At 59.8% G+C, this 24,808-nt stretch carries 29 protein-coding genes; 6 read left to right on the forward strand and 23 right to left on the reverse strand.

Going from position 1 to position 24,808, the window contains the following annotated elements:
- Position 1: 1 nt before the first annotated feature.
- The 3 genes from zwf to ACR0AD_RS16505 all read right to left on the reverse strand — a co-directional run bounded on the left by zwf (position 2) and on the right by ACR0AD_RS16505 (position 5,124).
- Complete coding sequence (gene zwf, locus ACR0AD_RS16495) at positions 2–1,447, reverse strand: glucose-6-phosphate dehydrogenase (protein ID WP_480488464.1); 1,446 nt, start codon at positions 1,445–1,447, stop codon at positions 2–4.
- A 148-nt stretch (positions 1,448–1,595) separates the two neighbouring features.
- On the reverse strand, positions 1,596–3,839 hold the full coding sequence (gene ptsP / locus ACR0AD_RS16500; protein WP_209505648.1) for a phosphoenolpyruvate--protein phosphotransferase: 2,244 nt from the start codon (positions 3,837–3,839) through the stop codon (positions 1,596–1,598).
- A gap of 46 nt (positions 3,840–3,885) precedes the next feature.
- On the reverse strand, positions 3,886–5,124 hold the full coding sequence (locus tag ACR0AD_RS16505; protein ID WP_480488466.1) for an aspartate kinase: 1,239 nt from the start codon (positions 5,122–5,124) through the stop codon (positions 3,886–3,888).
- Between the two features lie 165 nt (positions 5,125–5,289).
- Here ACR0AD_RS16505 and ACR0AD_RS16510 point away from each other — a divergent pair, with 165 nt between their 5' ends.
- A complete protein-coding gene (locus tag ACR0AD_RS16510) occupies positions 5,290–5,646 on the forward strand; it encodes a hypothetical protein (RefSeq protein ID WP_480488468.1) in 357 nt (118 codons plus the stop codon).
- Here the strand turns inward: ACR0AD_RS16510 and ACR0AD_RS16515 are convergent.
- The 5 genes from ACR0AD_RS16515 to ACR0AD_RS16535 all read right to left on the reverse strand — a co-directional run bounded on the left by ACR0AD_RS16515 (position 5,640) and on the right by ACR0AD_RS16535 (position 8,702).
- A complete protein-coding gene (locus tag ACR0AD_RS16515) occupies positions 5,640–6,278 on the reverse strand; it encodes an SDR family oxidoreductase (protein WP_480488470.1) in 639 nt (212 codons plus the stop codon). The two genes, ACR0AD_RS16510 and ACR0AD_RS16515, sit on opposite strands and share 7 nt — an antisense overlap.
- A 3-nt stretch (positions 6,279–6,281) precedes the next feature.
- Entirely contained in the window at positions 6,282–6,737 is a 456-nt protein-coding gene (locus tag ACR0AD_RS16520) for a DUF1178 family protein (RefSeq protein ID WP_480488472.1), read from the reverse strand.
- 72 nt (positions 6,738–6,809) lie between these two features.
- Positions 6,810–7,271, reverse strand: a complete 462-nt coding sequence (locus ACR0AD_RS16525) for an NUDIX hydrolase (RefSeq protein WP_480488474.1) — start codon at positions 7,269–7,271, stop codon at positions 6,810–6,812.
- Positions 7,272–7,411: 140 nt separating this feature from the next.
- Complete coding sequence (locus ACR0AD_RS16530; RefSeq protein WP_480484390.1) at positions 7,412–8,155, reverse strand: EcsC family protein; 744 nt, start codon at positions 8,153–8,155, stop codon at positions 7,412–7,414.
- Positions 8,156–8,207: 52 nt separating this feature from the next.
- Positions 8,208–8,702, reverse strand: a complete 495-nt coding sequence (locus tag ACR0AD_RS16535) for a GNAT family N-acetyltransferase (protein WP_267363076.1) — start codon at positions 8,700–8,702, stop codon at positions 8,208–8,210.
- A gap of 72 nt (positions 8,703–8,774) precedes the next feature.
- Between ACR0AD_RS16535 and ACR0AD_RS16540 the strand changes: the two genes are divergently transcribed.
- Positions 8,775–9,380 carry a flavin reductase family protein gene (locus ACR0AD_RS16540; protein ID WP_480484413.1) on the forward strand — a complete coding sequence of 202 codons (606 nt, stop codon included), beginning with the start codon at positions 8,775–8,777 and terminating at the stop codon, positions 9,378–9,380.
- Between the two features lie 135 nt (positions 9,381–9,515).
- On the opposite strand, the gene ACR0AD_RS16545 is transcribed toward ACR0AD_RS16540, so the two are convergent.
- Positions 9,516–11,150, reverse strand: a complete 1,635-nt coding sequence (locus ACR0AD_RS16545; protein WP_480488476.1) for a SulP family inorganic anion transporter — start codon at positions 11,148–11,150, stop codon at positions 9,516–9,518.
- A 165-nt stretch (positions 11,151–11,315) separates the two neighbouring features.
- Between ACR0AD_RS16545 and ACR0AD_RS16550 the strand changes: the two genes are divergently transcribed.
- Together ACR0AD_RS16550 and ACR0AD_RS16555 are read left to right on the forward strand one after the other, a co-directional pair.
- On the forward strand, positions 11,316–11,876 hold the full coding sequence (locus tag ACR0AD_RS16550; RefSeq protein WP_480484388.1) for an invasion associated locus B family protein: 561 nt from the start codon (positions 11,316–11,318) through the stop codon (positions 11,874–11,876).
- A 66-nt stretch (positions 11,877–11,942) separates the two neighbouring features.
- Positions 11,943–12,815: an S-methyl-5'-thioadenosine phosphorylase gene (locus ACR0AD_RS16555; RefSeq protein ID WP_480488479.1), complete on the forward strand. Its 873-nt coding sequence runs from the start codon at positions 11,943–11,945 to the stop codon at positions 12,813–12,815.
- Here the strand turns inward: ACR0AD_RS16555 and ACR0AD_RS16560 are convergent.
- On the reverse strand, positions 12,812–13,060 hold the full coding sequence (locus tag ACR0AD_RS16560; RefSeq protein WP_480488481.1) for a hypothetical protein: 249 nt from the start codon (positions 13,058–13,060) through the stop codon (positions 12,812–12,814). The two genes, ACR0AD_RS16555 and ACR0AD_RS16560, sit on opposite strands and share 4 nt — an antisense overlap.
- 67 nt (positions 13,061–13,127) lie before the next feature.
- Between ACR0AD_RS16560 and ACR0AD_RS16565 the strand changes: the two genes are divergently transcribed.
- Positions 13,128–13,757: a LysE family translocator gene (locus ACR0AD_RS16565; RefSeq protein WP_480488482.1), complete on the forward strand. Its 630-nt coding sequence runs from the start codon at positions 13,128–13,130 to the stop codon at positions 13,755–13,757.
- A gap of 8 nt (positions 13,758–13,765) precedes the next feature.
- On the opposite strand, the gene ACR0AD_RS16570 is transcribed toward ACR0AD_RS16565, so the two are convergent.
- On the reverse strand, positions 13,766–13,939 hold the full coding sequence (locus tag ACR0AD_RS16570; RefSeq protein ID WP_209505622.1) for a hypothetical protein: 174 nt from the start codon (positions 13,937–13,939) through the stop codon (positions 13,766–13,768).
- A gap of 325 nt (positions 13,940–14,264) precedes the next feature.
- Between ACR0AD_RS16570 and ACR0AD_RS16575 the strand changes: the two genes are divergently transcribed.
- A complete protein-coding gene (locus ACR0AD_RS16575) occupies positions 14,265–14,804 on the forward strand; it encodes an adenine phosphoribosyltransferase (protein WP_209505620.1) in 540 nt (179 codons plus the stop codon).
- A 42-nt stretch (positions 14,805–14,846) separates the two neighbouring features.
- Here ACR0AD_RS16575 and ACR0AD_RS16580 read toward each other — a convergent pair whose 3' ends face one another.
- From ACR0AD_RS16580 to coxB, 12 genes are all read right to left on the reverse strand, one after another.
- The gene (locus ACR0AD_RS16580) at positions 14,847–16,262 is read right to left on the reverse strand and encodes an FAD-binding oxidoreductase (RefSeq protein WP_480488484.1); all 1,416 of its coding nucleotides are present in this window, start codon (positions 16,260–16,262) and stop codon (positions 14,847–14,849) included.
- A gap of 38 nt (positions 16,263–16,300) precedes the next feature.
- Complete coding sequence (locus tag ACR0AD_RS16585; RefSeq protein ID WP_209505616.1) at positions 16,301–17,119, reverse strand: MBL fold metallo-hydrolase; 819 nt, start codon at positions 17,117–17,119, stop codon at positions 16,301–16,303.
- Between the two features lie 104 nt (positions 17,120–17,223).
- A complete protein-coding gene (locus ACR0AD_RS16590) occupies positions 17,224–17,808 on the reverse strand; it encodes a GNAT family N-acetyltransferase (RefSeq protein ID WP_209505614.1) in 585 nt (194 codons plus the stop codon).
- A complete protein-coding gene (locus ACR0AD_RS16595; protein ID WP_209598175.1) occupies positions 17,808–19,070 on the reverse strand; it encodes a M16 family metallopeptidase in 1,263 nt (420 codons plus the stop codon). Before ACR0AD_RS16595 ends, ACR0AD_RS16590 begins: the two co-directional genes overlap by 1 nt.
- Positions 19,067–20,455 carry a threonine synthase gene (gene thrC, locus ACR0AD_RS16600; RefSeq protein ID WP_480488486.1) on the reverse strand — a complete coding sequence of 463 codons (1,389 nt, stop codon included), beginning with the start codon at positions 20,453–20,455 and terminating at the stop codon, positions 19,067–19,069. The genes ACR0AD_RS16595 and thrC overlap by 4 nt, the downstream gene beginning before the upstream one ends.
- A complete protein-coding gene (locus ACR0AD_RS16605) occupies positions 20,452–21,129 on the reverse strand; it encodes an SURF1 family protein (RefSeq protein ID WP_480488488.1) in 678 nt (225 codons plus the stop codon). The genes thrC and ACR0AD_RS16605 overlap by 4 nt, the downstream gene beginning before the upstream one ends.
- Complete coding sequence (locus tag ACR0AD_RS16610) at positions 21,105–21,197, reverse strand: twin-arginine translocation signal domain-containing protein (RefSeq protein WP_480484380.1); 93 nt, start codon at positions 21,195–21,197, stop codon at positions 21,105–21,107. Before ACR0AD_RS16610 ends, ACR0AD_RS16605 begins: the two co-directional genes overlap by 25 nt.
- 88 nt (positions 21,198–21,285) lie before the next feature.
- Positions 21,286–22,101 carry a cytochrome c oxidase subunit 3 gene (locus ACR0AD_RS16615; protein ID WP_209505605.1) on the reverse strand — a complete coding sequence of 272 codons (816 nt, stop codon included), beginning with the start codon at positions 22,099–22,101 and terminating at the stop codon, positions 21,286–21,288.
- Positions 22,102–22,123: 22 nt separating this feature from the next.
- Positions 22,124–22,699 carry a cytochrome c oxidase assembly protein gene (locus ACR0AD_RS16620; RefSeq protein WP_480488490.1) on the reverse strand — a complete coding sequence of 192 codons (576 nt, stop codon included), beginning with the start codon at positions 22,697–22,699 and terminating at the stop codon, positions 22,124–22,126.
- On the reverse strand, positions 22,699–22,860 hold the full coding sequence (locus ACR0AD_RS16625; RefSeq protein ID WP_267363054.1) for a hypothetical protein: 162 nt from the start codon (positions 22,858–22,860) through the stop codon (positions 22,699–22,701). The genes ACR0AD_RS16620 and ACR0AD_RS16625 overlap by 1 nt, the downstream gene beginning before the upstream one ends.
- Positions 22,857–23,807 (reverse strand): heme o synthase, encoded by a 951-nt coding sequence (gene cyoE, locus ACR0AD_RS16630; RefSeq protein ID WP_209505591.1) that lies wholly within the window; start codon positions 23,805–23,807, stop codon positions 22,857–22,859. Before cyoE ends, ACR0AD_RS16625 begins: the two co-directional genes overlap by 4 nt.
- An 88-nt stretch (positions 23,808–23,895) precedes the next feature.
- On the reverse strand, positions 23,896–24,807 hold the full coding sequence (coxB, locus tag ACR0AD_RS16635) for a cytochrome c oxidase subunit II (protein ID WP_480473697.1): 912 nt from the start codon (positions 24,805–24,807) through the stop codon (positions 23,896–23,898).
- Position 24,808: the final 1 nt, after the last annotated feature.

The raw sequence follows: 24,808 nt of genomic DNA on the forward strand, positions 1-24,808 counted from the left end.
ATTACCCTCCGATCTGACGCCAGCGACGCCCATCGCGATGCATCAGCATCAGTGCTTCTTCGGGGCCTGAACTGCCCTGATCGTACTTGGCGGGTTTGTCCCCGCGCTGTTCCCAGCCGTGAATGATGGGATCGACCCAGGCCCAGGCGGCCTCGGCCTCGTCCCCACGCATGAACAGGGTCTGATCGCCCCGGATGACATCCATGATCAGGCGTTCATATGCGTCCGGGGATTGCGAGTCATCACCCAGCGCGTCGGCAAAGCTCATGTCCAGAGCGACATCGGACAGGCGGAAGCCGCCCTGCCCCGGTTCCTTTATCGTTGTGCGCAGGGTGATGCCTTCGTCAGGTTGCAGACGGATCACCAGCACGTTGCCATGCAACGGGCCGACATTGGGAAAGATCGTGTGTGGTGGGTCGCGGAAGAACACCGCGATTTCAGAGGCACGGGCGCGCAGACGTTTGCCTGTGCGCAGGTAGAACGGCACCCCGGCCCAGCGCCAGTTGCCGATATGGACCTTGAGTGCAATGAAGCTTTCGGTGCGGCTGGCCGGCTTGCCAACGTGATCAAGGTATCCGTCACCGCCCTTGCCCGTGCGATACTGACCACGGGCGATGTCCCTGGGTTCGACCGGTTCCAGCGCCTCGATCACCTTGACCTTCTCGTCACGCACCGCATTGGGAGAGAACTTTGACGGAGGTTCCATCGCGGTCAGGCACAGCAATTGCACCAGATGGTTCTGGATCATGTCCCGCATCGCGCCGGATTGATCGTAATAGGCCCCGCGCCCTTCGACCCCGACGGTTTCCGCCACTGTGATCTGCACATGATCGACATGGGTCGAGTTCCAAAGCGGCTCGAACAGGGAATTCGCAAAGCGCAGCGCCATCAGGTTCTGCACGGTTTCCTTGCCCAGATAATGGTCGATCCGGTAAATCTGGTGTTCCTTGAAACACGCCCGCAAGCCTTCGTTCAGCGCCCTGGCCGAGGCCAGATCATGGCCGAAAGGCTTTTCGACAACGATGCGGCTGTCCGGCGTGGCCAGACCGGCGTCATGCAGGCGCTGCGCAATGCCCGAAAACAGGCTGGGACCCACTGACAGGTAAAAGGCCCGCACCACGTCGGGGCGCAGCACCTTGGACAGATCGGACCATCCGGCATCGCCCAGCGCATCCACCGGCACGTATTCAACATGGGACAGGAACCGGTCCAGCGTTTCCTTTTTGAACTTCGGTGCGAATTCCTGCATCGATGCACGGACCTGATCGCGAAACCCGTCGCTGTCGATATCCGAGCGCGCCGTGCCGATGATCCGCGCCCCATCGGGCATCTGGCCGACCTCGAACCGGTGGTACAGGCCCGGCAGGATCTTACGTTGCGCCAGATCCCCGGTCGCGCCGAACAACACAAGATCGAACGGCTCTACCGGAATTACGCGTGAAACCATCACAGGCTCCTTCTCGAGTTTGCCGATATCAGTTCAGCACGGCATGAAACGGCTCTGCGGCACACTGTTACCGCTAACATTGCCTGCGTGATAAAAAGCCCGCGCGAAAAAATCAAGCATAGTTTCCCAAAAAGCGAGGTTTTGCGGGCTATACCTGACTGCGCAGCCATTCCATCACGGCCGGGCGCACGGATTGTTCGCCACGATGGCGTGCGTCCGCGATGATTTTGCGTACCTCCATCAGGTCACACCGCAGCAACAGGCTTTTGACCGGACCAATCGACGCCGGGCGCATCGACAGGGTGCGAATACCCATGGCCGCAAGGCACAGCGCCTCGACCGGGCGGCCCGCATCCTCGCCACAGAAGCTGAGCGGGGTGTCCGAAAGCCCGCAGCGTTCGACAATGCGTTCCATCAGGCTCAGGAAACTGACATTCAACGTGTCATAGCGGCGGCGGACCAGTTCATTTTCGCGGTCAGCCGCAAAAAAGAACTGCTTGAGGTCGTTCCCGCCGATCGAGATGAAATCGACCTCGTCAAAGAACTTTTGCGGGGCAAAGGCCAGCGACGGGGTTTCCAGCATCGCGCCGACTTCAAGCGTTTCGGGCAGAACGTGGCCCAGTCGCTTTTCGCGTTCGATGGTTTTGTTTACCTCCCAGCGGGCTTCGCGATACTCCTCGGCCTGCGCGACAAAGGGGAACATGATGGTCAGCGGGCGACCATTGGCAGCGCGCAGAAGGGCCTGCAACTGCATCCGCATCACGCCGCGTTTGTCCAGACCGACACGAATGGCGCGCCAACCCAGGGCCGGGTTGGGTTCGGCCACGTGTTTCATATAGGGCAGCACCTTGTCCGACCCGATATCCAGTGTGCGGAACACCACCCTTTTGTCGCCTGCCGCATCCAGTACCCGCTGATACTGGGTGACCAGCTCGGACCGTTTGGGCATCTGATTGCGGATCAGGAATTGCAGCTCGGTTCGGAACAGGCCAACACCTTCGGCACCTGATGTTCCCAGCGACGGCAGGTCGGCCATAAGGCCTGCGTTCATCACCAGATTGATGCGCGTCCCGTCGCGTGTGATACAGGGCGTTTCGCGGATCGAGGCATAGCGTTCCTGCGCTTTGGCCTGCATCGCGATCTTGTCGCGGAAGGCGCCGACCACGCTATCTTCGGGGCGCAGGTGAACAACGCCCTGATCGCCATCCACCAGCACGTGGTCGCCATTCAACGCTTCGGTCGTGATCCGGCCCACATGGACCACCAGAGGGATCGCCAGCGCACGGGCCACAATGGTGGCGTGACTGCCGACTGAACCTTCTTCGAGGATGATCCCCTTCAGCGCCCGCCCGTATTCCAGCAAGTCGCCGGGGCCGATATTGCGTGCGACCAGAATCGGATCGGGCGGCAGATCGGCGCTGTCGGTTTTTCCCTGCCCGGTCAGAATGCGCAACAAACGGTTGCTGAGATCGTCAAGATCCGCCAGCCGTTCGCGCAGATAGGGATCGGACACCTGCCCCATCCGGGCGCGCGCCTGAGATTGTTCTTTCTCGACCGCGGCCTCAGCACTGAGCCCCAGAGCAATGTCCTCTTCCATCCGGCGCATCCAGCCTTTGGAATTGGCAAACATCCGGTAGGCTTCCAGCACCTTGAGCTGTTCGGTATCACCATCCCGGGAAATTTCGAGCATCTTGTCGACACCGACGCGCAGCTCTTCCACCGCCTCATTCAGACGTTCGCGTTCCCGGTGCGGGTCCTCGGCGATCGGATTGGTGACAACCACGCGGGGTTCATGCAGCCAGACATGGCCTTCGGCGGAACCTTCCTGCGCCGGGCCGCCGCGCAGCAGAACCGATTGCTGGTGCCGTGGCGACAGGGCCGCGCCTTCGCCAACAAAGGCGCCCAGTTCGGCCATTTCGGCCAGCACCATGGCCACCACTTCCAGCGCATAGATCTCGTCGGCGGAAAATTCACGCGCTTTGCGGGACTGGACAACCAGAACACCGAGCTTTTCCCCAAGGCGCTGCACCGGCACGCCGAGAAAGGACGAAAACCGCTCTTCCCCGGTTTCCGGCATATACCGGAACCCTTTTTCAGACGGCGCATCCGGGGTGTTGACCACCTTGCCGGTCTTGGCGACCCTGCCCACCAGCCCCTCGCCCATGCGCATCCGGGTCTGGTGTACCGATTCAGGCGCAAGCCCCTGGGTCGCACAGAGTTCCAGGGTCTCATCATCGCGGAACAGATAGATTGAGCACACTTCGCTGCGCATGCTGTCAGCGATCAGATGAGTGATCTGATCAAGGCGCTCCTGTCCAGCGGCTTCGCTGGCCATCGCCTCGCGCAACCGCCCCAGCAGCTTGCGGGATTCTGTTTCCGTGCCGTCCGCCATGGCCCAACCAATTCAGTGTGTCAGGCGAAACCCTTGGCCGATCAGCTCAGGCCGCCTTGTCCAGTTCAAAGGCATCATGCAGTGCCTGAACGGCAAGTTCCATGTATTTCCTGTCGATAAGAACGGAAATTTTGATCTCGGAGGTTGTGATGACCTTGATGTTGATCCCCTCATCCGAGAGTATCTTGAACATTTTGGCCGCGACACCCGATTGCGAGCGCATACCGATTCCCACCACCGAGACCTTGCAGACACCGGTATCGGCGACCAGTTCGGCATAATTGAGCTCGCCCTTGTCCTTGATCGCCAGCAGCGCTTTTTCGGCACGGACCACCTGATCGGTGGGGCACGAGAAGGTCATGTCCGTGCGCCCCTCGTCCGAGATGTTCTGCACGATCATGTCGACATTGACGCCCTCATCGCTGAGCGCGGTGAAGATGGTCGAGGCGATACCGGGACGGTCCGCCACCGAAACGACGGTCATCTTGGCCTCGTCACGGGAATAGGCCACACCGGCCACAACATTGGATTCCATGATATCCTCCTCGTCAACGACCAGCGTACCGGCCTCGTCGGATTGTTCTTCGAAACTTGAAAGAACGCGCAGTTTTACCTTGTAGCGCATTGCCAGCTCGACCGAGCGGGTCTGCAGCACCTTGGCGCCCAGCGACGCCAGTTCGAGCATTTCCTCGAACGAGATCCTGTCCAGCTTGCGCGCCTTTTCGCAGATGCGCGGATCGGTGGTATAGACGCCGTCCACGTCGGTATAGATGTCGCAGCGTTCCGCACCAAACGCGGCGGCAAAAGCCACGGCAGTGGTGTCAGAGCCACCCCGGCCCAGCGTGGTGATGCGGCCTTCGGGGCTGAGCCCCTGAAACCCGGCCACAACGGCCACTTTCATGCCTTCGCCGAATTTCTGGTTGATGTTCGTGGTCGGGATGTCTTCGATCCGCGCCTGGCTGTGCGCGCTGGTTGTCAGCAGCGGCACTTGCCAGCCCTGCCAGCTGCGCGCAGGAACATCCATTTCCTGCAATGTCAGCGCCATCAGCCCAGCGGTGACGTTTTCGCCCGAAGATACAACGGCATCGTATTCGCGTGCATCAAACAGCGGCGAGGTCTCGTTCACCCAGCCCACCAGCTCGTTGGTTTTGCCCGACATGGCCGAGACGATGACGATCACGTCATAGCCCTTGGCAACTTCGACACCGATGCGCTTGGCAGCACGGCGGATGCGGTCCAGGTTGGCGACCGAAGTGCCGCCGAATTTCATAACGAGTACGGGCATGGGGGCAAATGTCTCCGCGCCTTGGATTAGAGGTCCCGAGCCTCATAAGCGAGGGGCACCCCAAGAGCAAGAGCGCAAACAGGACCCGCCTGTGGCACAGGGCCGCTTTACATTGCGCAGGTGCGGTGTCAGCCTGCGAGTAACAACCAAATCAAGAGGTTCCCCATGTTTCGCCTAGCCCTTGCCGTTACTTTGTTGTCATCGCCTGCATTGGCGCAGGTTGCCAGTGTGGCCGGCACGGACGGAAAGAATGCACTGGGCAAGGTGCCCTGCGCCGCAAATGCCGGTGACCCGATGCAAAGCTGCAATGCAGAGCTGCGCCGCCATGATGACGGCACAACGACGCTGGCCGTGGCTTTGGGGGGTGGCAAGGTGCGCAACATCTATTTCAAGGATGGTGCGCCGGAGTCCAGCAGCTCGACCTCGAAGATGACTTATGAAACGCTGGGTGACGTGCTTGTGGTCTATATTGAACCCGGTGAGGTCTATGAAATTCCCAAAGCGGCGCTGACCGGTCAGTAAGCGTGCGCCTGCCCGTCATAGGTTTCAAAACAGCCGGTAGAGCTGATTGACAGGGCCTCAAAGCGTTCCATCAGGCCCGAGACGGCCTGATCGACATCAATATCAGCGGCCGCGCCGCCCATGTCGGTTTGCACCCAGCCCGGATGATAGATGCCCACGGCGATCCCGTCGGCTTTCAGATCCGTCGCCAGATTCCGCCCCAGGTTCAACGCCGCCGCCTTGGAGGCGCGGTAGATATAGCTGCCCCCCGGTGCCCGCGTATGGGACGCCATCTGCGACGAGATGATCGCGACCTTGCCGCCTGCGGCGCGCAGATTGGGCAACAAGGCCTGAACGGTCAGGAAAACGCCGGTCACGTTGGTGGCAAAGCTTTGCGCCCACATTTCGGCGGGGTAGTCGTCGATCGTGTGCCCCTTGTCCAGATAGACCCCGGCATTGCAGATCAGAAGATCAACGGGCTGGTCTTTCAGTTGTTCGGCCATTGCTGCCTGTTGGGCCGGGTCCGACACGTCCAGACGGACCTGTGCACTGCCATCGCGTGCGGTTCCGGTAACCGCGTCACCGCGGGTGTCGTAGCGCGTGGCAAGGGCGCGGCCGATACCGCGATTGGCACCGGTGATCACGACATGCATGGGTCAGTTGGTCTTTCTGCTGGGCAGAAACGGCAGTGGTGCCACCGGCACGCCATCTTCGATCAGCGATTTTGCCTCATCCGGTCTGGCTTCACCATAGATCGAACGCTCTGGCGCCTCTCCCAGATGCATCTTGCGCGCTTCGCTTGCAAAATCCTTGCCAACGTAGTCCGAGTTCTTTTCGACATGGCGGCGTATTTCGGTCAGAACTTTCTCGATCTCGGGCGAAGGGGTGGCGACGTTGATCTGTTCATTGGATGCAGGCGCGTTTTCGGGCTTTCCCTGCGCATTCCGGGCCGGTCGGACACGCGGTGTCATGATCGCCTTCGCAACCTGCGTACATCCGCAGATCGCGCAGGTCACCATCTTGGCAGAGGCCAGCTTGTCAAAGGCTTCTGCGGATTGAAACCAGCTGTCGAATGTGTGGCCTTCACTGCATTTCAACGCGTATTGAATCATGTTCAGTCCAAAATTACGATTGGCGAATAGATACCGACCAGACTGACAATATCAAGCCTCTCTGGTACTATCTTAATGTGTATGGGTCTTAAAGTCGCGTAACAATTCGGCAAGCTCGGGTGATCTGACCTTTTGGGCCGCGTTTTCAGGTGCAAACCACTTGCGCCTGCGCTCGTGCTTTTCGGGGAAGTCCTGCGACATTACCTGTACATGCAGCGCATAAACATCGACCAGAATCAAGGTCGGGGGCTGATTTGGGCGGTGCTTGAGGTGCAGAAACTGCCCCAGCCCCGCTTTGCTGCATCGCCCCGTCACGCCCGCTTCTTCCCAGGCTTCCTGCACTGCGGTTTCCGATGGGGTCAGGCCGGGGATGAGCCACCCTTTGGGGACAATCCACCGCTGGGCCCGGCGTGTCGTGATCAGCAACACCTCTGGATGGCCACGCCGTATCCGGTAACACAGAGCAGAGGATTGCCGCAAAACAGGGTGTTCCGCAGTCTCAGCCAATTCACGCAGTACCGGTCTTGCATTCATTGCGCGACGCACCTTTTGCTCGGGCAAAGGACCCGTTGGCGTTATAGGCCCGCAGGACACGCCTATTTAGCGCCCATCCCTTGAAAAACTACCATATGAAGTGGTGTCCGCCAAGTCCGGCGTGATGGCGCATTTGTTGATCACATACGGGCTGACAGCTGTTTCACCAGCTCGTCATGCGGGATATCGGCATCAACCGCCAATCTTCGCAGGCCGAAATGCACGCGCGCGATTTGCTGGTAATAGCGCGAATAGACATAGTTCGTTCCACCACCGGCCAACGCGCCGAGCACCGGGACGGACTGTGCCGCCAGTTTTTGCCCCAGCACGATTGAAAAGCGTGGTGCCACTGCAGCAATCAGACGCTGCATGGCCGGACCCGTCAGTGTCAGGCGCACCGAGAAAAAGCCAAGATCCGCACCGTCATCATGCGACAGCGGGCCCGATGCGGACAAAACCCGCACACAGTCGAACTTTACGTTCTCGGCGGACGGGTCGAAACCTTCGCGCGCGGCGGCCCCCTGAATGGCGCGCAACAGCATGGCGGTTGTTGCAGGCAGCTCCATCAGGGCTGTTGATACACCGCCCAGCCCGCCGGCCGCGCCCATGGCCGTGGCAAGCGCGGTATTGACCCAGGGCTGCTGATCAGGGATCGCACGCCGGGACCCCTGAGCCGCGTGCATCGCAAGCCACAGCGCCTGCTCGGTAGCCCCTGTCAGGCCGTTCCGAACCGGATCGGGCAATTGCTCGAGCAGGGACTCGGCTGATCCGCCCAGCTTGTTCAGCAGTTTGACACCAGCCCCTCCGGCAGATCGGTAATAACCCGCCAAACGATCCAGTTCAGCGTCGGCATCCACGTTTTCGACAAGAACCACGTTCTGCATGTGCGTCCTCCTGCCTATCAACATCGGCGTTAAGCCACGCCGATTCAATAGGTCAGCGGGTCCAGCGGGTGACAGCCCCCTGAACTCCGGACCAGACACCAGGCATCAGTTCCAGCCCCAAAACCCGGTCCGGGTTGGTGGGCGGCGGCATCTCGACACCTTGCAGCCGCGCAAAACCAAATCGCCTGTAATAGGGTTCGTCACCGACCAGCATGACCCGCTGCCACCCGCGCTTACGCCCGGCTTCGACACCGGCATGGATCAGATAACCGCCCAGACCCTCGCCCTGGTGGGTTGGGTGTACGGCAACCGGGCCTAGCAGCAATGCGTCGTGTTCACCGACATGGACCGGCCAGAAGCGGATCGCCCCGGCCAGAATGCCCTGACCGTCGCGCGCGACCAGTGACAGGTCAGAAACCGGCGGCACATCATCGCGCAACCGGTAGGACGACAACGCCTCACGGCCCGGCGCAAAGCACAGGTCATAGAGGGCTTCGACCTCCCACCAATCGTCCGGCTCTTCTGGCCTGATCCCGAATTGCTGCACACCCGCCCTCGTTTCCTTGCTGGAAATCGCCCTAGCACTTCGCTACGCCTTGGGCAAACGCTTGGAGATATGATGTTCTACCGCCCCGAAGACGGCCACGGCCTGCCGCACAACCCGTTCAACGCCATTATCACGCCACGCCCGATCGGCTGGATATCGACCCGTGATGCGGATGGGATCAACAATCTGGCACCCTATTCCTTTTTCAACGGGGTTGCTTACACACCGCCGCAAGTAATGTTTGCCACAACCGGCACGAAACACGATCAGATCGGCGGCAAGGACAGTATCGCCAATATCGAGGCGACAGGTGTATTCTGCGTGAATGTCGTGGCCCTTGCGCATCAGGATGCGATGAACGCCAGCTCGGCCAGCCTTCCCAAGGAGGTGGACGAGTTTGCCCATGCCGGATTAACCCCGGTCGAATGTGAAACCATACCCTGCGCCCGCGTACAAGGCGCCCCGGCAGCACTGGAATGCAAGTTGACCCAGATCGTCACTCTGCCGGGCGCGGCCAACCGCGTCGTGTTCGGCGAAGTAACAGGCGTGCATCTGCTCGACGACCACATCCGAGAGGGCAAGTTCGACGTAACCTCGTTCAAACCTCTGGCGCGGCTTGGGTACCGGGACTATTCGGTCGTGTCCGAGCTGTTCTCGCTCAGTCGCCCGGATGATTGAGGGTGTCGGGGGCTCTGCCCCCACCGCCCGTTCCGGGCGGCTCCCCCGGGATATTTTTTGGCCAGATGAAGCAGGGATCCTTCATTCATCTGGCTTCAAATATCCCGGAGCGCGAGGCAGAGCCTCGCAAATGGATCAGTGGCCGCCCAGAATGCCGGTACGGACCGAGTAATCGACGGCAAGTTCGTAATCCGGGTCATCGTCACTGTCGACCATCAGGTGGCCTGCCTTGTTCAACAGCTTGTGACAATCCCGGCTCAGGTGGCGCAACATGACGCGTTTACCTGCTGCCTCGTATTTGGCCGCGATATTTTCGATGGCTTGCAACGCCGACTGGTCCACCACACGGCTTTCAGCGAAATCGACGATGACGGTTTCCGGGTCATTCGGCACATCGAAGAGTTCGATAAAGCCATCCGATGACCCAAAGAACAGCGGCCCCTGGATTTCATAGACCTTCGCCCCTTTTTCGGTCGCGGACTCACGGGTGACGGCGTGGATGCGCTTGGCGTTGTTCCAAGCGTAGGCCAGAGCCGACACGATGACACCGACCACAACAGCAACCGCGAGGTCTTCCATCACTGTCACGACGGTGACCAGAACGATGACAAAGGCGTCGGTCAGTGGAACCTTGCGCAGGATCTTGAACGAGTTCCACGCAAAGGTGCCGATGACCACCATGAACATCACCCCAACCAGCGCGGCCAGCGGGATCTGCTCGATCAGCGGTGAGGCAAACAGGATGAAGGTCAGCAAAAACAGCGCCGCAGCGATCCCGGCGATACGGGTCCGGCCACCGGATTTCACGTTGATCATCGACTGACCGATCATCGCGCAGCCACCCATGCCTCCGAAAAAGCCGGTAACGATATTCGACGCTCCCTGGGCGATACATTCCTGAGACGCCCCGCCGCGCTTGCCGGTGATTTCGCCCACAAGGTTCAGGGTCAGAAGGGATTCAATCAGGCCAATCGCGGCCAGAATGACAGCGTAGGGCAGGATGACCTCAAGCGTGCCCCAGTTCAGCGGAACCATCGGGATGTGGAAGGCAGGCAGACCACCTTCGATCGAGGCCAGATCACCGACGCGCGGAACATCCAGACCCAGACCGATCACCAGCGCAGCGACAACCAGAATACCGGCCAGAGGCGCAGGAATGATGCGCGTGATGCGCGGCACCACCCAGATCACCGCCATGGTCAGTGCCACAAGGCCCAGCATGGTGTATAGCTGCGCACCGGAGAGCCATTCTCCACCACCCATGCCGTGACCGGTGTTTTCCATGGTACCCGGCACCTTGAACTGGCCCATCTGGGCCAGAAAGATCACGATGGCCAGGCCATTCACAAAACCCAGCATCACCGGGTGCGGCACCAGTCGGATGAAGCGGCCCCAATGCATCGCCCCGGCGATAACCTGGAGGATCCCCATCAGAACCACCGTCGCGAACAGGTATTCGACCCCATGTTCGGCCACCAAAGCCACCATGACGACCGCCAGCGCGCCCGTCGCGCCCGAGATCATGCCGGGTCGTCCGCCGATCAGCGCGGTGATGAGCCCCACAAGGAAAGCGGCATATAGGCCCACCAGCGGGTGCACGCCTGCCACAAAGGCAAAGGCCACGGCCTCGGGCACCAGTGCGAGGGCCACGGTCAGGCCGGACAGCAGTTCGATCCGCAGGCGAGAGAAGGTCAGCCCCTCATCCGGCACCCAGCGCAGATCGGGTATGGCGATACGGTTGGCAAAACTTGCCAGCAAGGCTCGGGGCATTGGACAGTCCTAAAGGATTTTATGTTCGCGCGAAGGGGTCGTTGTAGCGGGCGCGCCGCTGTTAAGCCACCGCAGGAGGTGGGATGCAGCCATGCGCACAGCGCATAACTCGCCTCTCGGCAACGTGATTTGCGGCACCCGGATCAAGCACCCAAATGTGAGTTCATGCGTTGGATTGCCCTTATATTTCTATCGGCCCTGCCCGCCTTTGCACAGGACTTGCAAGGGAATGACACGGCTGGAAACTGGCGTGTCACGCACCATGAAATTTTCGGCATCTGGAATTCGATTTGTGACGAGCGTGAGGAAGCCGGTACTTTGGTGAAGCGCTGCTACATAAGGCGCGCCGAGGTGTTTTCCTTGCGTCCGAAATTTGCGGCGCAATTCATGTTCATCACACCTGAACCAGATGGTTTCAAAATCGAGTTCGGGATTGAGCCCGGCACCTTCTTCAGCCCTTCTGGATTCCGCATAGAGAAAGATCAGGATGTGATCTGGCGCACGCGGCGCCCCGGGTGCCTGACAGGGTTAAGCTGCACATTCGAGGATCATCGCGCCGACAGCCTGCTGGATGCCATGCTGAACGGGGATGCGTATCGTTTTGAGTTTCGTGACAGGCATGGTCAATCGCAGGACCTGACGTGGCCGCTGGATGAGTTTGGAGCCGCGTGGGCGGATTTCAATACGCAATCTCAACAGCGTAACCTGCTGGCGAAACAGGAATAGACCTCTTGTCAATTTCGGGCCGAACCCGCACAAATTCAATATCAGTATTTCAGGCGGAGCAGGACAGTGACCCAAACCAGGATTGCCGTTATCGGCGGATCAGGCATCTATGACATCGATGGGCTGGAAAATGCGGAATGGGTCAGTGTCGATACCCCTTGGGGGGCGCCCTCGGATCAGATTCTGACCGGGTCGCTGGACGGTGTCGCAATGGCATTTCTGCCGCGCCATGGGCGCGGGCATGTGCATTCGCCCACCGATGTGCCCTATCGCGCCAATATCGACGCGCTGAAACGGCTTGGTGTGACGGATGTGATCTCGGTCTCGGCCTGCGGGTCGTTTCGCGAACGCATGGCACCGGGCGATTTTGTCATCGTCGATCAGTTCATCGACCGGACATTTGCGCGCGACAAGAGCTTTTTCGGAACAGGCTGCGTCGCCCATGTCAGCGTTGCGCACCCGACCTGCCCGCGCCTGTCGGACGCCTGTGAGACCGCAGGCAAGGCTGCCGGTATCACGATCCATCGCGGCGGCACCTATCTGGCGATGGAAGGGCCGCAGTTTTCGTCTCTGGCGGAATCGAAGATGTATCGCGAGCAATGGGGCTGCGACGTGATCGGGATGACCAACATGCCCGAAGCCAAGCTCGCCCGCGAAGCCGAGCTTTGTTATGCCTCAATCGCGATGGTCACCGATTTTGACAGCTGGCACCCGGATCATGGCGAGGTGGATGTGACCACCATCATTGCGACCCTGACCGGCAATGCCGACAAGGGCCGTGCACTGGTCAAAGGCCTTCCCATCCTGTTGGGGACCGACCGCGCGCCCTGTCCGCATGGCTGTGACCGGGCGCTAGAATATGCCATCCTCACCGCGCCCGAAAAGCGCGATCCGGTGCTGCTGGCCAAACTGGACGCGGTGGCGGGGCGGATTCTCTAGGTTCCGCGCGACGCATCAGGCATCATCGCCGCCAGCAGTTCGGGTTCCCGGATCACGTTATGCAAGCGTCCAAGCATGACATCGACCCTGCGCCCGTAACTGTCCGGGCACAGGGGATGCGGGTTCTTTCTGCCGGATACTCGCCGCAAGAATGCGACGGTTGTGAAGGATCGCACTGGTATCAGTTTTCGTGCAAGTCTGGGCCTGATCGGACTGCTTTGGCGGGCCCGAAAGCTGGTCGCCATGAAAATTGTCAAGCACCGGTAGTTTGGCTATAGCGATACCAAAGGAACGTATTGCGAGCTGACCCTTATGTCTCTGGAACTCTGGCTGGCCTTTGTTGCCGCATCCACCGCCTTGCTGCTGATCCCGGGCCCGACCGTGCTGTTGGTGCTGAGCTATGCGCTGTCCAAGGGGCGCAGCGTTGCCGTGGCCTCGGCCACGGGGGTCGCTGTGGGGGATCTTGTGGCGATGACCGCATCTTTGTTGGGGCTAGGCGCGCTTGTTCTGGCCTCGGCCACCTTGTTTTCCGTCCTCAAATGGGTCGGTGCGGCCTATCTGGTCTGGCTTGGGGTTAAACTGCTGCGCAGCGCCCCGGCGAACGGTCTGGGAACGGTCGCGACCGGGCGGGATGTCACCCCCGGCAGCGTGTTTGGACACGCGGCCGCAGTCACGGCACTGAACCCGAAATCCATCGCCTTTTTCATCGCCTTTGTGCCGCAGTTCCTGCGCCCGGCTGAACCACTGGGGCCGCAATTTGCCATCCTGATTGCCACTTTTGTCGGGCTAGCCTGGCTGAACGCGTTGGCTTATGCGTTGCTGGCCGACCGGTTGCGGCGGCTGATTGGCCGCGCCAGCGTGATCACCGGGATGACGCGGTTTGGCGGGCTGACTCTGATCGGGATGGGTTTCGCCACGTCAGTTCTGCGCCGCCCGGCCTGACCCCTTCTTCAGTTTTCGGCGTTTTCCTTCATGAACCCGCGGATAAACCGGCGGATTTCGCGGGCAGCTGATGTATCCAGCTCCCTGCACAACTCGACAAACGCGTCGCGCTCATCCTTGTCCAGACGCAGAACCAGCTGGCTGTTTTTCTTCGTCGATCCCTTGCCGTCTTTCTTTGGCACGCGCGTTGCTCCTAGCAAATGCTTGTTAATTCAGGAGATGCATTGTGTATACATAGCATAGTGATTGTCGTTATCGAGCACTTAACAGCACCGGAACGGAAATGGCAATGAACCTTCAAACCGTCTGGGGCCTTTCTTTTGCGAGATCAACGCAAATGCACAAGCCGCACCTGTCTTGGCCACCTGCCACGCTTCACCGGTATTACGGATTGCCCAAGGCTGTGGTTTCGTGCCGCTGGTGATCGTGCGAATGAATTGTTCCTTGCATGGCTAACCCTCTTGGGCCAAACACGTTTTGGTATTTGAAGCGGAAAAGGGTTGGTTCATGTCAAGGAACAAGACTGTCAAAGACTACATCCGGACGATTGTCGACTTTCCGCATGAAGGAATTCTGTTTCGCGATGTGACGACGCTGTTTGCCGATCCGCGCGGATTTCGGATGGCCATTGACCAGATGCTGCACCCCTATGCCGGGGAACGCATCGACAAGGTTGTCGGCCTCGAGGCGCGGGGCTTTATCCTTGGGGGGGCGATTGCGCATCAGCTGAGCCTGGGCTTCGTGCCGATCCGCAAGAAAGGCAAGCTGCCCGGCACAACGATCAGCCAGGACTACAAGCTGGAATATGGTGAAGCGATCGTCGAGATCCACGATGACGCCATCCAGCCAGGCGAAAAAATCCTTGTCGTTGACGACCTTCTGGCCACAGGCGGCACTGCGGCGGCGGGCATCAAACTGATCGAGCGTTTGGGCGGTGAGATCGTCTCATGCGCGTTCATTATCGACCTGCCTGACCTCGGCGGGCGCAAAGTATTGGAAGATATGGGCATGGACGTGCATGTCCTGTGCGAATTCGAAGGGCTTTAACGCGGCAACCTTCGGATTTCTTAACAAGAGTCAGAGCCGGGTTCACGCCTTCAGCACCGCGCCGGGATTCATGATGCCCAAGGGGTCCAGCGCCGCCTTGATGGTCCGCATTGCATCCAGCTTTACCGGATCGCCATAGCGGTCCAGATCGTCCGTTTTCATGCGGCCCACGCCGTGTTCCGCGCTGACCGAACCATCAAAGGCATGGACCAAATCATGCACGGCCCGCTTGACCACAGCGCTCTGACCCTCAAATTCCGCGCGGCGCTGCCCCTTGGGGGGAAAGACGTTGTAGTGCAGATTGCCATCCCCGAGATGGCCAAAGCAATTGATCCGGAACTGCCCGAGACCGGAAACCAACTTTTCCCCTTGGCGCACAAATTCCGGAATTTCTGAGATCGGGATCGAGATATCATGGCTCGACACCGAGCCGATCAGGCGGTTGGCCTCGGGGATTCGCTCGCGCACGGCCCACAACTCATCACGCTGCGCCTCGCTTTGTGCAATCACGCCATCCTGCACCAGCCCAAGCGCTTGCGCGTGGACAAAGATATCCTCCAGCGCGTCGGACGGAGACTGCCCCGTGGCCAGCCCCAATTCGATCAGAACGCTCCACTCTGGCGGTGTTTCAAACGGTTGCCGGACATCCGGCAGAACCTCGGACAAGAACTTCAGCCCCTGCCGGTGGATCAGTTCGAAAGTGCTGACAGCCTCGCCCACGCGATCACGCGCCTGGGCCAGCAGGGAAATGGCAGCCTCGGGTGACGCCACCTGAAACATCGCCGTCCCGATCGCGGCAGGCCGGGGAAACAGCTTGAGCGCGGCTGCGGTGATGATCCCCAGCGTGCCCTCGGCCCCGATCAGCAGATTGCGCAGGTCATAGCCTGTGTTGTCCTTTCGCAACCGGCTGAGACCCTGCCAGATTTGACCATTGGGCAGAACGGCCTCGAGCCCAAGGCACAGGTCGCGCGCATTGCCATAGCGCAAGACGTTGACGCCCCCGGCATTGGTGGACAGGTTGCCCCCGATCCGACAGGATCCCTGCGCCGCCAGCGTCAAGGGAAACAGGCGGTCTTGCGCCTCGGCCGCGGCTTGGACATCCTGCAAAATGGCGCCGGCCTCGGCAATCAGTACGTATTCGGTGGGATAGACGGACCGGATGGCGGTCATCCGTTCCAGCGAAATCACAAGGGGCGCTGGCCCATGCGGCATTACCTGCCCCCCGACCAGACCGGTTCCGCCGCCATAAGGCACCACCGGAACACGCATTTCGGACGCCACCTGCACCAGTACCGAGACCTCCTCGGTTGTGCGGGGCAAGGCCAGCAGGCCAGCCTGTCCGACAAGTCGCCCACGCGGCTCTTCCAGATACCGGTCGGTCACCGGGCGCAGCACGTGATCGCCCAGTTTCGAGCGGATCAGCGTGGCAATGCGGTCATCAGCGGGGTTCAGACTCATACGCTTTCAATGCCCAACCGATCCCACCACGGCAAGCCTTATTCCAGATCAATCAGATAGCGCGGCTCCAGCACGACAACGGTTGGACGGTCCGGCAAGTCACGCAGAGAGACGGTGATCTCGGACACGCCGTCACGTTCGACCGGGAACTCATCCCGGATATCCACGAGGAAGCGATCCAGCGAAAACTCCGAGAACCAGTGCATCGGAATGATCACCGAGCTTTTCAGCCGCTTGAGAACCGAGATCATGTCGGGCAAGGGCATGGTTGTTCCGCCATCGACGGCGGCCATGACCACATCCAACCGACCCAGCGCAGCAAACTGTTCGTCTGACGGTACATGATGCAAATGTCCCAGATGGCCGATACACAGCCCTTCGACCTCGAACACGAAGATAGAATTGCCGCGTTCCTCAACTCCGCCATAGGCCGAGCGGATATCGGTTGGGACATTGCGTATCAGCATCTCGCCCAGATCCAGGTGATGTTCGATCCCCTGCCCGAACTCTCCCCATCCCGGCAGGACATGCGGGATCGCCGGGTCGGGATGCGCCGTCCAATGGGTGTCATGGGCATGGTTCATTGTCACCACATCGGGAATCAGATCGGCACTGCCGATGAACCCGGTAAAGTCTGTCACCACATTCAACCCGCCACGGGTCTGGATCATAAAAGCGGCATGCGCGATATAGCTGATGCGCACCGAAAACTCCGGCACCGGGTCCTGCCATGCAGCTTTGTGCAGATATTCGATCCCCGGCGCCGCCTCGGCGATGGCGATACAATGGCTCGGCCGCCGCTCCTGCGCCACGGCCCCGCCCGAAATCACCATCAATGCTGCAACCAACCAGCGCATACCCGAAGTGTAGCGCAGATCGTCACCAAGTCATGCCCCTTGTTCATCTGGCCAAAAATATCCCGGGGGAGGCGCGGCTTGCCGCGACCGGGGGCAGAGCCCCCCTAGCCCGCGTCCGTCTTGCCACGCCGGTCGGACCGCAGGCTGGCATAGAGAACATGCGTCCGCCATCGCCCGTTGATCTGTAGATAAGACTGCGCCACGCCTTCATATTTGAAGCCCGAGCTTTCCAGCAAACCGCGCGACGCCCGGTTTTCCGGCAGACACGCGGCTTCGATCCGGCTCAGATCCAGACGGGTAAAGGCGTGATGTACCATCGCGCCAATCGCTTCGCGCATGTATCCCTGACGGGCAAAGGATTCACCGGTCCAGTAACCCAGGGTTCCGGCCTGCGCAGGGCCGCGCCGGATATTGTCCAGCGTGATCGCCCCGACCAACACATTGTCTTCACGGCGAAAAAGGAAAAGCGGAATTGCTGTGCCACTCGCGACTGAGCGCTGAGCCCAGTAGACCCGATTGGTAAAGGATTTGCGGCTCAGGTGATCCTTGGCCCAGATCGGCTCCCACGGGGTCAGGTAACCTTTTGAGGCGCGCCGCAACGCCGCCCAATCGTTGAAATCGGAATGTACAGGCGGACGCAAGCTAAGCCGCGCGGTCTCGAGTTTCAGCTTGCGTCTGCCCAACAGCATCACGCTGCACGCCTCTCCTGCAAGTCCGCCAATGTCGGTGCGTCTGCGACCGGTCCGTAAAGCGCCAGCGCCGCCGGGGCCTGAACGGCCATGGTTTCGGCAAAGGCGCGCACGTCCTCGGTGCTGACCGCATCGATCTTGGCAACCGTGTCTTCCAGCGAGGGCACCCGTCCCCAGATCTGCACCAGCCGCGCCAGACGCTCGGCCCGATTCGACGGGCTTTCCAGCCCCATCAGCATCCCGGCCTTCATCTGGGCCCGGGCACGGGCGACCTCTTCGGGGCTCATGTCCTCGGCGGCGCGCTTCATCTCATCGATGGTGATCGTCGCCAGTTCGGCCACCTGATTGGCCGAGGTTCCGGCATAGATCGTGGTTGTTCCGGTATCGGCATAGGCACCGGTCTGCGCAAAGATCGTGTAGCAAAGCCCACGTGCTTCACGCACTTCCTGAAACAGGCGCGAGGACATGCCACCGCCCAATGCGGTCGAATAGATCTGCGCCGTATAGATCGCATCGTCGCGATAGCCGGGACTTTCCAGCGCCAGGGCGAAATGTGCCTGTTCCAGCTCTTTTACCTGACGGGCTTCGCCACCGGTAAAGCGTGCGATCTCGGGGATCAGACCTTTACGGGATTGCAGATGGCCAAACATCTCTTCGGCCAGTTTCATCAGCATGTCGTGATCCACAGCACCAGCTGCGGACAGGATCATCTGTTCGGGGCCATAATGTTCGGTCACAAAGCCCGACAAATCTTCGCGCGAAAAGGCACTGACCCGCTCGGACGGGCCCAGGATCGTCCGGCCCAGGGGCTGGTCGTGATAGCTCTGCTCTTGCAGCCAGTCAAAGATCACATCATCGGGTGTGTCATGGGCCTGACCGATTTCCTGAAGGATCACGCCCCGCTCGACCTCGATCTCACGTGGATCAAACACCGGGTTCAAAACGATGTCACCGATCACATCCATCGCCAGTGCCACGTCGTCCTTCAAGACGCGTGCGTAATAGGCCGTTACCTCGCGCGAGGTATAGGCGTTGATATAGCCGCCCACATCCTCGATCGCCTCGGCAATTTGCAAGGCCGAACGGCGCTCGGTTCCCTTGAACGCCATATGTTCAAGGAAATGCGCAATACCGTTCTGTTCGATCCGCTCATGCCGCCCACCGGCGGTTACCCAGATGCCGATGGCCGCAGATTGCAGCCCCGGCATATGTTCACTGACGATACGAAACCCGTTCTTCAGTTGGTCTTGTCTGACAGTCACTCAGCGATGTGCCTTTTAATATGATCCTCGAGGGCACCCAGATCATTGGCGATGCGGGTCACCCGTTCCGGACGTTCATACAGATCAGACATGCGGGAGGGAAGAGGCGGATGTTCACCACTCGCCTTCTCGACCGCGGCCGGGAATTTCGCCGGGTGCGCAGTGGCCAGCGTGATCATCGGAACGTCTGCCGCGCGGTGTTCTTCTGCGACCTTGATGCCCACGGCGGTGTGCGGGCAGACCAGTTCGGCGCTGTGCGCCAGCGTGGATTTGATCGTGGCCAGCGTTTCCTCTTCGGACACACGGCCCGAATCGAAATTCTCACGCAGCGCTTTCATCGCGCCCTGGCTGATATTGAAGCCACCCTGTTTCAGCTCATCCATCAATTGTGCGATGGCCCCGCCGTCTTCGCCATAGGCATAATAGAGCGCGCGTTCGAAATTCGAGCTGACCTGAATGTCCATCGACGGGCTGATCGAGGGGATGGTTTCGCCCTTGAAATACCCCTCACCCGAGAGGCAGCGATGCAGAATGTCGTTCTGGTTGGTCGCCACCACTAGGCGATCAATCGGCAGCCCCATTCGCTTGGCCAGATAGCCCGCGAAGATGTCGCCAAAGTTGCCGGTTGGCACCGTGAAGCTGACCTTGCGGTGCGGCGCACCAAGGCTGACGGCAGCCGAGAAGTAATAAACGATCTGCGCCAAGACGCGGGCAAAGTTGATCGAGTTCACACCCGCCAGTTTCACGCCGTCGCGGAAGTCGAAATCGTTGAACATGTCTTTCAGCGCAGCCTGACAATCGTCAAAATCACCATCAACGGCCAGAGCATGCACATTGCTGTCCGCAGGCGTGGTCATCTGGCGGCGCTGCACTTCGGACACGCGGCCATGCGGGAACAGGATGAACACATCCACCGCGTCCAGCCCGCGGAACGCCTCGATCGCGGCTGAACCGGTATCCCCGCTGGTCGCGCCGACGATGGTCACACGGTCACCACGGCGTTTCAGCGCCACCTGGAACAACTGGCCGATCAGCTGCATGGCAAAGTCCTTGAAGGCCAGTGTGGGGCCGTGGAACAGTTCCAGCAGGAAGTGGTTCTCGTTCAGCTGCTTCAATGGCGCGCGGGCATCGTGGCCGAAACCTTCGTGAGCGCGGGCGATGATCGCCTTGAACTCATCCTCGGCGAATGAGCCGCTGACATAGGGCCACATCACACGGAATGCGATTTCTTCGTAGGGCAATCCGGCCAGCGCCGCGATCTCGTCCTGCGACATCACCGGGATTTCGGCGGGCAGATACAGGCCACCATCGCGGGCAAGTCCGGTCAACATCGCCTCTTCAAACGTCAGTTCGGGCGCCTGCCCGCGGGTCGAGATATATTTCATGTCGCGTCACTTTCAGAATTGGCACGGTTGCGCCACAGGAAGTATCCGGTCATCGCGGCCCAGACCAGAGCCAGGCCAAACCAGGTTATTGCATATTGCAGGTGATCGTTTGGTATGCCCGCCGTGTCCACCGGCAGCGGTGTCACATTCGGATCGGTTTGCGAACGGGCGATCAGCAGAACCGGTTCCGCGCCCAGTGCAGCCGCAAGCGCGGGCACATCGCGGGCGAACCAGATGTTGGCGTCGAGATCAGGTGCGGGCGTGTAACTGTCAACTTCATCTGGCCAATGCAGATTGCCGGTGATCTCCATCGGACCGGTCAGACGTTCGGTCTGCTTCGCAGTTGTCGGGACAAAACCCCGATCAACTAGAATAGTGCGATCTTCGGTGTTGAAAGCCTGAATGATGCGATACCCCGCACCGACCTGTTTGAGCGAAACAAGAACGTGGACTTCCGCAGGCTCCATTTCGCCCGACACTGTTACCGGCAGGTATTTGTCCTGATCCACCGAAACCTGCCGCGGCAGGGAAACCGGCGCAGCCGAGATCCGCTCTTCGATCTCGGTCAGCACGTCCTGCTTCCACGCCAGACGCTGCACCTGCCAGATGCCCAGCGACAGCAGCACGCCCAAACCGGCGAGGCCGAAGATTAGCAGGAACAGGATACGGCGCATGTCAGGACCAAACTTCTTTTCAGGAACCGGCGTCTTGTTAAGGGGCGCGCGTGCTGAATTGCAACCACGCAATTGTATGGGGCGCAATCTTACGCCCCGCATAGAGAAAAAGCCGCCCCTTGGGGCGGCTTTTGCAACTGATCAGCCTGACCGGCGTTACATCAGCGGAGCCTGGCCCCAGATGTAGACGGCAAAGAACAAGAACAGCCAGACCACGTCGACGAAGTGCCAGTACCAAGCGGCGGCCTCAAAACCGACGTGTTTTTCGGGGGTGAAGTCACCCTTAAGCGCGCGGATCAGGCAGACGGTCAGGAAGATTGTCCCGATGATCACATGTGCGCCGTGGAAACCCGTTGCCATGAAGAAGTTGGAATAGAACTGGTCGCCGCCGAATTCCCAGCCTTCATGCTTGAGCAGTTCGGCGTATTCATAGCCCTGAAGGAAGGTAAAGGCGATGCCCAGCACGATGCCAATGGCCAGACCATTGATCAGCGCCTTGCGGTCGTTGTCATGCACCAGCGCATGGTGCGCCCAGGTGATCGCACAGCCTGACAGTAACAGGACCAGAGTGTTGATCAGCGGCAGGTGGAACGGGTCAACCGCATGAATATCCGGCTGAATGTATTCGGTGCCGGCATAGTCGTACATCGGGTACATGCGATGTTTGAAGAACGACCAGAACCAGGCGAAGAAGAACATCACCTCGGACATGACAAACAGGATGAAGCCGTAACGCAGACCGATGCGGACAACAGGCGTGTGATCACCCTGACGGCTTTCCGCAACCACATCCGACCACCAGGCGAACATCGTGTAAAGCACAGCTGCCAGACCGGCCCAGAACATGAAGGGCGTGATGCCTTGCATCCAGAGAACGGCTCCGAACAGCATGACAAAGCCGCCGACGGCGCCGATCAGAGGCCAGATCGACGGGGCCAGAATGTGGTAATCGTGGTTTTTAGCGTGTGCCATCAGCGTCCCTCACCTACAGGCGTTAGTTCGTGTTTGTATCTGCCTGCGCATCGAGGGCGACATAGCCCTCGGGCAGGTTAATTTCGTAGAATGTATACGACAGCGTGATCGTATGAACATACTTGGCTTCAAGATCCTCGACCATTTCCGGGTCGACGAAGAAAGTCACCGGCATCTCAACGCGTTCGCCGGGTTGCAGCACCTGCTCTTCAAAGCAGAAACAGGCAATCTTCTGGAAATACCCACCCGCAGAATAGGGCGCCACGTTGTAAGACGCCTGCCCGGCAATGGGGCGGTCGGTCGGGTTAAAGGCCTCGTAAAACGCGAGACCTGTTTCGCCGATGCGCACATCCATCTCGCGCACGACCGGCTTGAATTCCCATTCCATGTCCTTGGCCTTGGACGCGTCAAAACGGATGGTAACGGTGCGATCCAGAATGGTATCGGGGGCAGTTTCGGCAACACCGGTGGTGCCACCAAATCCGGTCACCCGGCAGAACCAGTTGTAGAACGGCACCGACGCCCAGGCCAGACTGCCCATCAGGACAACCACGCCAACAGTCTGGAAAACCGTTTTCTGAGGACCGGACAACGCCATCAGTTCTGAACCTCTTGCGTCGCCCTGTTGAAATCAGTGCCCGAGACCTTGACGATGGTCAGGCCAAAGATGATCACGATAAAGGCGGCCAGGGTCAGGCCGACTCCCAGATTGCGGCTGAACCGGCGCTGATGCAGCTCGTGGTCTTTGCGAAGGCTCATGACCATCCCCCCAGACCATAGGGTTTCAGCAGGGCTTCGGCCAGAACGGCACCGAAATGCAGGAACAGATACAGCAGCGACAGCTTGAAGAAACCGCGTTCGACCTTGAAATTATCTGCCTCGGAATCATCCTCGGTCCGGCGCGAGATTTTCCACGCGCCCCGCAGGAACAGGATGTTCAGAACCAGTGCAACAGTCAGATAGATCGGGCCGCCAATACCCGAAAACGCAGTTCCAACGGCCAGCAGAGCCAGCAGAGCTGTATAGACCAGGATATGGACACGTGTCGCGCGGCGACCGTGGGTGACGGTCAGCATCGGCACACCCGCGTCGTCATAGTCCGAGCGCATGAACAGGGCCAGCGCCCAGAAATGCGGCGGCGTCCACATGAAGGTCAGGGCAAACATCAGCCAGGGCTCGACCGACATCGATCCCGTGGCGGCCACCCAGCCGATCACCGGAGGGAACGCGCCCGCTGCGCCACCGATCACGATGTTCTGCGGCGTCGAACGCTTCAGCCACATCGTGTAGACGACAACGTAGAAGAAGATGGTGAAGGCCAGAAACGCGCCTGCGAACCAGTTGGTCGCAAGGCCCAGCATGATCACCGACAGACCCGACAGAGCCAGACCAACGGCCAGCGCCTCGCCTTCCTCGACCTTGCCCGAAGGGATTGGGCGGGATTTGGTGCGTTTCATGACACGGTCGATATCCGCATCCCACCACATGTTCAGCGCACCTGATGCTCCGCCGCCGATGGCGATGAACAGGATGGCGCAGAATCCGACGAAGGGATGGACAGGAACAGGGGCCGCCAACAGGCCGACCAATGCCGTGAACACGACCAGCGACATCACACGTGGCTTCAGCAGGGCGAAGTAATCGCCAAAGCCGGCCTCGTCCGCCCGGGCGGTCGCAGTGCTGGCATTGATGCTTGCGTCGGTCATTTCCGGTCCTTCTGGGGCGAAAACTGCGCGGATCGCCCGCGCAGCCTGCATCTTGTGTCAGGCGGGGTTCGACCCGCCCCTATCGTACTCAATTCGAGGCGACCTGATAGCTTTGCGGCAGACCCGCATATTCTTCGATCGCGCCCTGCAACCATTCGTCATAGACTTCCTGGCTTACGACCTTGACGGTAATCGGCATATAGGCGTGGTCCTTGCCACACAGTTCCGAACACTGACCAAAATAGATGCCTTCCTTGTCGGCCTGGAACCACAGTTCGGCCAGACGTCCGGGCACACCGTCCTGCTTTACGCCAAAGGCCGGGATGGTCCACGAGTGAATCACGTCGGATGCAGTCACCTGCATCACGATGACCTTGCCGACCGGAACGACAACAGCGGTGTCGGTGGCCAACAGCCATTCATCATCGCTGTAGCCTGCATCGATCAGCTTGGCGCGCATTGCGTCATCCAGAACAAACGGCGTTACATCCGCATCTGCGGGGCGTGCGCCCTCGTCCAGGGTCGCCGGATGGCCCAGCAGATAGCTGTCGAATGCGAAATCGTGATCAACATATTCGTAGGTCCAGTACCACTGGTTGCCGACGACTTTGATGGTGATGTCACCTTCCGGGATTTCCTGCTGTTTGAAAAGAACCGGCAGCGAGAACGCGCCAATAAACACCAGAATCAAGATCGGACCCAGGGTCCAGGCGATTTCAACAGGGGTATAGTGCGAGAAACGTGCCGGGGTCGGATTTGCGCGCTGATTGTAGCGCACGATGCAATAGACCAGCAAAGCTGCAACCAGCAGACAGACCGCGGTGATGATCACAAGAATCATGCTGTCCAGCTTCTGGATTCCTGTGGCAAGGCTGGTGGCCGCGGGCTGAAAGCCCATGCCGCCGTCTACCGGCTTGCCAATAATCTCAAGCTCCTGAGCCATGGCGGGTAGGCTGGAGAGGGCTGTCATAAACCCTGAAAGCATCAAAGCATTCTTCATG

The organism is Ruegeria sp. BH8 (assembly GCF_056538065.1).